5 protein-coding genes and 1 pseudogene are annotated in these 6,455 nt (G+C 60.0%); 4 read left to right on the top strand and 2 right to left on the bottom strand.

Annotation, left to right across the window (positions count from 1 at the left end):
* The 4 genes and pseudogenes from P3T40_RS33645 to P3T40_RS33630 all read left to right on the top strand — a co-directional run.
* Nucleotides 1–230: pseudogene (locus tag P3T40_RS33645) on the top strand (efflux transporter outer membrane subunit); the annotation flags it as partial.
* 34 nt (nt 231–264) lie between these two features.
* Nucleotides 265–1,563: an HlyD family efflux transporter periplasmic adaptor subunit gene (locus P3T40_RS33640; protein WP_429272023.1), complete on the top strand. Its 1,299-nt coding sequence runs from the start codon at nt 265–267 to the stop codon at nt 1,561–1,563.
* A gap of 166 nt (nt 1,564–1,729) precedes the next feature.
* Entirely contained in the window at nt 1,730–2,650 is a 921-nt protein-coding gene (locus P3T40_RS33635; protein ID WP_429272022.1) for a LysR family transcriptional regulator, read from the top strand.
* A 66-nt stretch (nt 2,651–2,716) separates the two neighbouring features.
* Entirely contained in the window at nt 2,717–2,962 is a 246-nt protein-coding gene (locus tag P3T40_RS33630) for a hypothetical protein (protein WP_429272021.1), read from the top strand.
* A 643-nt stretch (nt 2,963–3,605) separates the two neighbouring features.
* On the opposite strand, the gene P3T40_RS33625 is transcribed toward P3T40_RS33630, so the two are convergent.
* Both P3T40_RS33625 and P3T40_RS33620 read right to left on the bottom strand, forming a co-directional pair.
* Nucleotides 3,606–4,961: an MFS transporter gene (locus P3T40_RS33625; RefSeq protein ID WP_429272020.1), complete on the bottom strand. Its 1,356-nt coding sequence runs from the start codon at nt 4,959–4,961 to the stop codon at nt 3,606–3,608.
* 448 nt (nt 4,962–5,409) lie between these two features.
* Nucleotides 5,410–6,378, bottom strand: a complete 969-nt coding sequence (locus tag P3T40_RS33620; protein ID WP_424784721.1) for a PDR/VanB family oxidoreductase — start codon at nt 6,376–6,378, stop codon at nt 5,410–5,412.
* Nucleotides 6,379–6,455 lie beyond the last annotated feature (77 nt).

Here is a 6,455-nt window from a genome sequence, read left to right as displayed (position 1 = left end):
TGGCCATCACGCAGTACAAAGGCGGCCTCACGAATCAGCTGACCGTGCTCAACGCCGACATGAACACGCTGCAGGCCGATCAGGCTGTCGCCAACCTGCTGATGGACCGGCGCGACCAGCAGATCGCGCTCGCCTCGGCGCTCGGTGGCGGCTACGTCGATACGTCGTCCGAATCAACCCACAGTGCGGCTGGAGCCGCGCCTTCCAACCCCGCCGTCGCCGCGCGTTGAACCGGCACGTTCGCAAACTCTCTGGAGCATTGACATGAGCGAAACCACTACGTCCGAGCGCAGGAGCGCGGATTCGGCACAATCCAAGCCCACCGGCGCACACGGTGCCCCCGCCGGAACCGCGCCGAAGGCGCCGCCGCCCGGCTCCTCGGGCAAGCGCAAGCTGTGGCTCGCGCTCCTCGGCATCGGGATCGTCATCACGGGTGCTGCGTATGGTTCGTATTACTTTACGTATGGACAATATCATCAGTCGACCGACGACGCGTACGTCAACGGCAACCTCGTGCAGCTCACGCCGCAGGTGACCGGTACGGTCAACGCGGTCGACACCGACGACACGCAGATCGTCAAAGTGGGTGACCCGGTCGTCACGCTGGATCCCGCGGATTCGAGGATCGCGCTCCTGAACGCCGAGGCGGCGCTCGGCCAGACCGTGCGCCAGGTGAGCACGCTCTACGTGAACAACGACTACTATGCGGCCAACGTCGCGCAGCGCGAGGCGGACCTGGCCCGCGTGCGGGACGATCTGAAACGCCGTCTCGCGGTGGCCAGTACCGGCGCGGTGTCGGCCGAAGACGTCTCGCACGCGCAGGAGACGGTAGCCGCCGCTGAGGCAGCGCTCGACGCCGCTCGCCAGCAGGCGCAATCGAACCATGCGCTGACCGACCGCACCTCGGTCGAACAGCATCCGGACGTGCAGGCCGCCGCCGCCAAGGTCCGCGACGCCTACCTCGAGTACGCACGCAATACGTTGCCGGCGCCGGTGACGGGCTACGTCGCGCAGCGCTCGGTGCAGGTGGGCGAGCGCGTCGGGCCGGGCACGCCGCTGATGTCGATCGTGCCGCTCGACGGCGTGTGGGTCGATGCAAACTTCAAGGAAGTGCAGCTGCGCCGGATGCGCATCGGCCAGCCGGTCACGATGACGGCGGATGTCTACGGTTCGAGCGTCAAGTACCACGGACGGGTGATTGGCTTCTCGGCGGGCACGGGCAGCGCGTTCGCAACGCTGCCGGCGCAGAATGCGACCGGCAACTGGATCAAGATCGTGCAGCGCTTGCCGGTGCGTATCGCGCTCGACCCGAAGGAGCTCGAGGCGCATCCGCTTCGCATTGGGCTGTCGATGGACGTCGACGCCGACACGCGCGACGATTCCGGCACGCAGCTCGGCGCTGCTGTGAACACGACCTACCACACCGATGTATTTGCGAAGTACGGCGAGCAAGCCGATGCGGAGATCGCGAAGATCATCGGGCAGAACGAGGTGGAAGCGCAGGCGAAGGCGGCGACGCCGGCTGCGAGGAAGGTCGCGATGCGGGATCAGGCGCGCGGCTAGGGACAGTCCAACCCGATGCAGCGTGCATTCGGCACGTTGGTGCTCTACGAGTTCCACGATGCACTTATGACTCAAACGGTGGTTGTCTCCGGCGAAGCTGGGTGGCAACTCTTGTGGATGGGATCATCACGAAGCGCGTTCCATGCGCTGCGAACAAAGGGACCTTATGGACCATATCGAGAGTTTGCGAGTATTCCGTTCTGTCGTCGAGTCGAGAAGCTTTACGCGGGCGGCAGACATCCTGGGGACTAGCGTACCGGCGGTGTCACGCGCCATTTCAAGACTCGAGACCCGGTTGGGCAGCCGTTTGTTGCATCGGACGACTCGGCAGATTTCGATGACGGAAACCGCCGAACACTTTTATGCTGGTTGCTGCCGCATTCTGGACGAATTGGAGGTGCTGGAGGCTGAAGCGTCGATGCAGACGCTTCAGCCCAGCGGCGTGCTCCGCCTCGTCGCCCATGCTACGACAACCGTGCTTCGACTCGTACCGCTGATCGCGAGCTTCAAGCACAAGTATTCCAACGTAGATCTGGACGTGACCCTTACCGAGCGACCGGTGGATCTGGTCGCGGACGGCTATGATCTTGGCATCGTCGTCCCCTTCATGTTGAGCACCGAGATGGTCATCACCCGACTTCTCGATCGCGTACCGCTCACGATTGTAGCTTCGCCGGAGTATCTGAAAAGACACTCATTTCCGCAGCATCCATCCGAGCTCACCAAACATATGTTCGTTGCCATATCGCCGTCGGTTCGCAAGCCTGAGTTGACCTTCCGCCTGGGCGGGCAGGACTTGACTGTCCCACTTATGTATCACGTCGCATCGAACAACCCAATATTCAATCGGGAAATGGTACTGGAAGGATTCGGCATCGGTGCGGTGCCGGCAGCGCTCGTGCAGGCTGAACTGTCCTCCGGCAGGTTGATACCGATCCTTGGCGATTTCGAAATCGTCGATGGTGCGGTTGAAATTCGGCTGGCATACAACTCGCGAATACTCTTGCCGGCCAAGGTTAGAGCGTTTGTCGAGCATGCCGCAGCGTTTTTCGACAAAACAGCAGACGCGCCACAGGCAGGGTGCTAGTACAACATCCCGTAAATGGATTGAATAAATAACTGCCCTGGTTATCGTGGCGGGAAACCGCTTGCCGTGCTGCGCGTTGAACGCCTGCCAGACCGCCTGGGCGCGATGCGTATTTCCTACCGCCGAAGAGGAGATCCCCAGTTGGAGCGTGGCATCTGCCAAGCAATCCGCAGCAGCAGTTTCACAGCCGAACAATCCGCGCTGGACAGGAGTTACGAAGACGCTAATGTTTTCGTGGGCTTAACACTGGCGGTGTTGCACGGACAAAAATCGAACTACTCTTACCTTCCTTGGTTCGCATTGCAGATTTGAGAACGGCGTTCTAATTTCGAGTCGATTGCCGTAGAACGAAATAAAGATGTCGACTTTTCGACTATAAAGTCGTCATCACGGCGCTTCTCCGCACGCCGATCGCACGGCAGATTATGCTGGGTATCGGTTTGCCGGAGGTGAAATGAAGTCGTTAATTCCCGAGACGCAGTCTATCGCGGGCGGCAGCCAAGGCAATCCACATAGTCCGATAGTTCCAAGTTCGGCCAGTAGGCGACGTTCGCTAGGCGCGGGCACAGGCTGGGATTTTCAGCGTTGCTTTGAAGTCGACAAGTTGGACGCGTGCTCGTAGCTAGAGACATCAACCCCACCTGCTAGCATTACCCCTGCCTCGACAAGCCTTTCCGAACCAAGGGGACACCCCTCACACCCTACGCGTTTTCATTGACGTCTCCTTTGTTTTAATAAGCACCGCTTCAAAAAACATGTGGATTGCGAATCACCCGCAAAAAACGTGGCGTATTTTCCTCTCAACACGTGGTTGCGGACGTTAGCTGAAATCTGTGGGTGACCGTGGTGCGAGGTCGCCCGCGCAACACAATGCGCGCGCTCTGCTTCGTGTCGAGGCCGTGTTGTGCGGACCGCGCGTGCGGACACCCGGTATCGTGTGCCCGCATGATCAGGATCACGTCGTCCCGGCAAGCGCACTGGACGTATCGTCCGGTTGCGACACGCTCAGCGACCATACGGAGGCCGCCGCCACGAGTCCTGGAATCGCCAGCGTCGTGAAGAGGCTGGTCACGTCAAAGCCGAAGGCAATCAGCAGGCTGCCCGCGATTGGTCCGATAATCGAGCCGATCCGTCCGACCCCCAGGGCCCAGCCCAGGCCTGTTGCGCGCATGGAGGTCGGGTAAAAATCGGCAGCGAGCACGTTCAGGCTCATCTGTCCGCCCATCAAGCAAAAGCCGACGATGAAGATCATCCCCATCAGCACGGCAAACGGCGCGTGTGTCATATGGCCGATCGCGCAGGTGCAGACCGCCGTGACCACGTAGACGCACGCGAGCACCTGTCCAGGCCGCCACCTGTCGATCGCACGCGCCAGAACGATGGAGCCCACGACACCTCCCAGATTCAGGAGCGCCGCCGAGATGATGGCCTTGTCGAGCGCAATACCGGCCTGTTTCAGCAAGGTAGGCAGCCAGTTCATCATGAAGTACATCATCATGAGATCGATGAAACAGGTTGCCCATAGCAGCATCGTCCCGCGGGCCCGTCCCTCCGTGAACAAGCCCTTCACCGGCATCGTGGTGGAGGCCGGTTCGGATACGGCATCGGCGGCCATGTCGACATCGGCGGCTTGCTGCGCGCCGAGGACGCCGCGCAGGATTTTCTCTCCACGGTCACGCAGATGCGCGCGGGTCGCCAGGAATCGCAGGGATTCCGGCAGGACGACAGCCAGCACCGGAGTGAGGAGGAGTGGCAGCATACCGCCCACGAGGAAGATCGACGGCCAGCCGAAATGCGGGATGATCCGTGCGGCGACGGCCCCGCCGAGTGCGGCGCCCAATGGAAAGCCGCAGAACATGACGCTGACGGTCGTGGCCCGTAAGCGCGAGGGCGCGTATTCTGCGGTGAGCGCGATGATGTTCGGCATGGTGCCGCCGATTCCTAATCCGGTCAGAAAGCGCAGCAGGATCAGCGCGCCGGTCGAATCGGCGAACGCGCTCGACAACGAGAATAAGCCAAAGAAACCGATCGACGCGACAATTACGGCCTTGCGTCCTACTCTGTCCGCAACCGGACCCAGCGTCAGGGCGCCCACCATCAGCCCGGCGAGCCCGGCGCCGAATACCTTGCCGAATGAAGAGAACGGCAATCCCCATTTGCCCGCCACGACCGGCACCACGAACGCAATCACCTGCGTGTCAAAGCCTTCGAGCAACGCGATCGACGCACACAATATGACGACAAGTTGCTGCATCCTGCTGAATGGCGCTGCGTCGATCGCCGCGCTAATACCAACGGTCCGTCCAGACATTCTGTGTCTCCTCTCTTCTTCGCTAGATGACCTGCACGCGATGCACTGTTATGGCACGGGCAGTCCAGGCTTTTGCCCTGGTCTCGTATGAATCGACTTTCGGAGCCCGTCAAGACCAGACAGTCGATTGCGCTTATTGCGTTCAGCCTTGTTCATTCCGTGTCGCATGCCTGCAACCTCAGGGCGAAACCGGGAGCGCCGACGGGTTCGTGCGACGAACTCCCTCGACGCTTACCTCACGGGGGCTCCTGACCGGCTCATGCGGCATGCAACAGCTCGAGAGCGGGCGTGGGACTGGCTGAACGGAATTCAAATGCGACAGCCAAACCTGTTTCCTCACTGGAATTCGGGGTCGCTGGTTGGGCGATAGGAGCCGAATGAGTCGAGAGGCTGACGTTCGGTTCTCGGAGAGCGTGTGGGTGCGATTCCCATGGGCTACGCAACATAATCAGTCAAGGTCAAGAACCAGAATGGGGGAGCATGAGCGGGAACAGCAAGGGGTAAATTGGTCGTTCTGCGCCTTCTCCTCATCCGTCAGATACATGTCCCGATGATCCGGTACTCCCTCGACAACGTGGGTTAGGCACGTCCCGCAGATGCCCTGTTCGCATGAAACGGGGATGTCGATACCGGCGGCAGCGAGTGCTTTGGTCACAGTTGTGTTCGGGGAGACATCGATAATCCGGCCAGAGCGCGCCAGCATGACCTGGAAAGCAGTGTCGCGGTCGGTTTTGACGACCTCGGCGGAGAAGAATTCGTAGTGCAGTTGGGCTTCCTGCCATCCACTCTTACGCGCTGTTGCCAAGACGACATCCATGAAACCCTTCGGGCCGCACACATAGAGGTGTACGTCCTGCCCCGGCGTCCGCAGCAAATCGTCGAGATTCAGTTTTTGTTGCTTGTTGCCGTCATCGAAATGAAAATGCACGCGATTCGCGAATGTAGACGCCGATATCCGCTGCCGGAACGCCATCCGCGCCGGGGATCTGGCGGAGTAGTGCATTTCCACATCGCTTCCGATAAGCGCCAACCTTTCTGCCATGCAGAGGATCGGTGTTACGCCAATTCCGCCCGCCAACAACAGACTCCGTTTGGCGTTATCAAGGAGTGGAAAGTGATTTTTCGGCACACTGATATTGATAACGTCGTTTTCGTTGATGTTGTCGTGCATCGCGCGGGACCCTCCGCGTGAGTTTGGATCGCGCAGTACGCCAATCAGATAGCGATGAGTTTCCGAGGAATTGTTGCAAAGCGAATATTGACGAACGAGGTCCTTGCCGATATGGACGTCGATGTGGGATCCGGGGGAAAACGATGGCAGTTTCGCGCCGTCTATCTCAGCCAGTTCGAATGTGCAGATGTCGGTCGTCTCTGCGATCTTCTTGACGACTCGCACTGGGATTACGGGTATGCTCATATTACTTTCCTGTTACCGCTCATTTGCGACGCGGGACGACATGAATGAAGCTCACGAGATGGATACCGTCAGGCGCG

The organism is Paraburkholderia sp. EB58 (assembly GCF_050436665.1).
Taxonomy (GTDB): domain Bacteria; phylum Pseudomonadota; class Gammaproteobacteria; order Burkholderiales; family Burkholderiaceae; genus Paraburkholderia.
This window is presented reverse-complemented; position numbering and strand designations above follow the sequence as displayed.

What these genes read in the sequence shown, in the direction of transcription:
- P3T40_RS33625 (WP_429272020.1), bottom strand. Translation starts at nt 4,961, where the DNA reads ATGTCTGGACGGACCGTTGGTATTAGCGCGGCGATCGACGCAGCGCCA.
- P3T40_RS33640 (WP_429272023.1), top strand. Translation starts at nt 265, where the DNA reads ATGAGCGAAACCACTACGTCCGAGCGCAGGAGCGCGGATTCGGCACAA.
- P3T40_RS33620 (WP_424784721.1), bottom strand. Translation starts at nt 6,378, where the DNA reads ATGAGCATACCCGTAATCCCAGTGCGAGTCGTCAAGAAGATCGCAGAG.
- P3T40_RS33635 (WP_429272022.1), top strand. Translation starts at nt 1,730, where the DNA reads ATGGACCATATCGAGAGTTTGCGAGTATTCCGTTCTGTCGTCGAGTCG.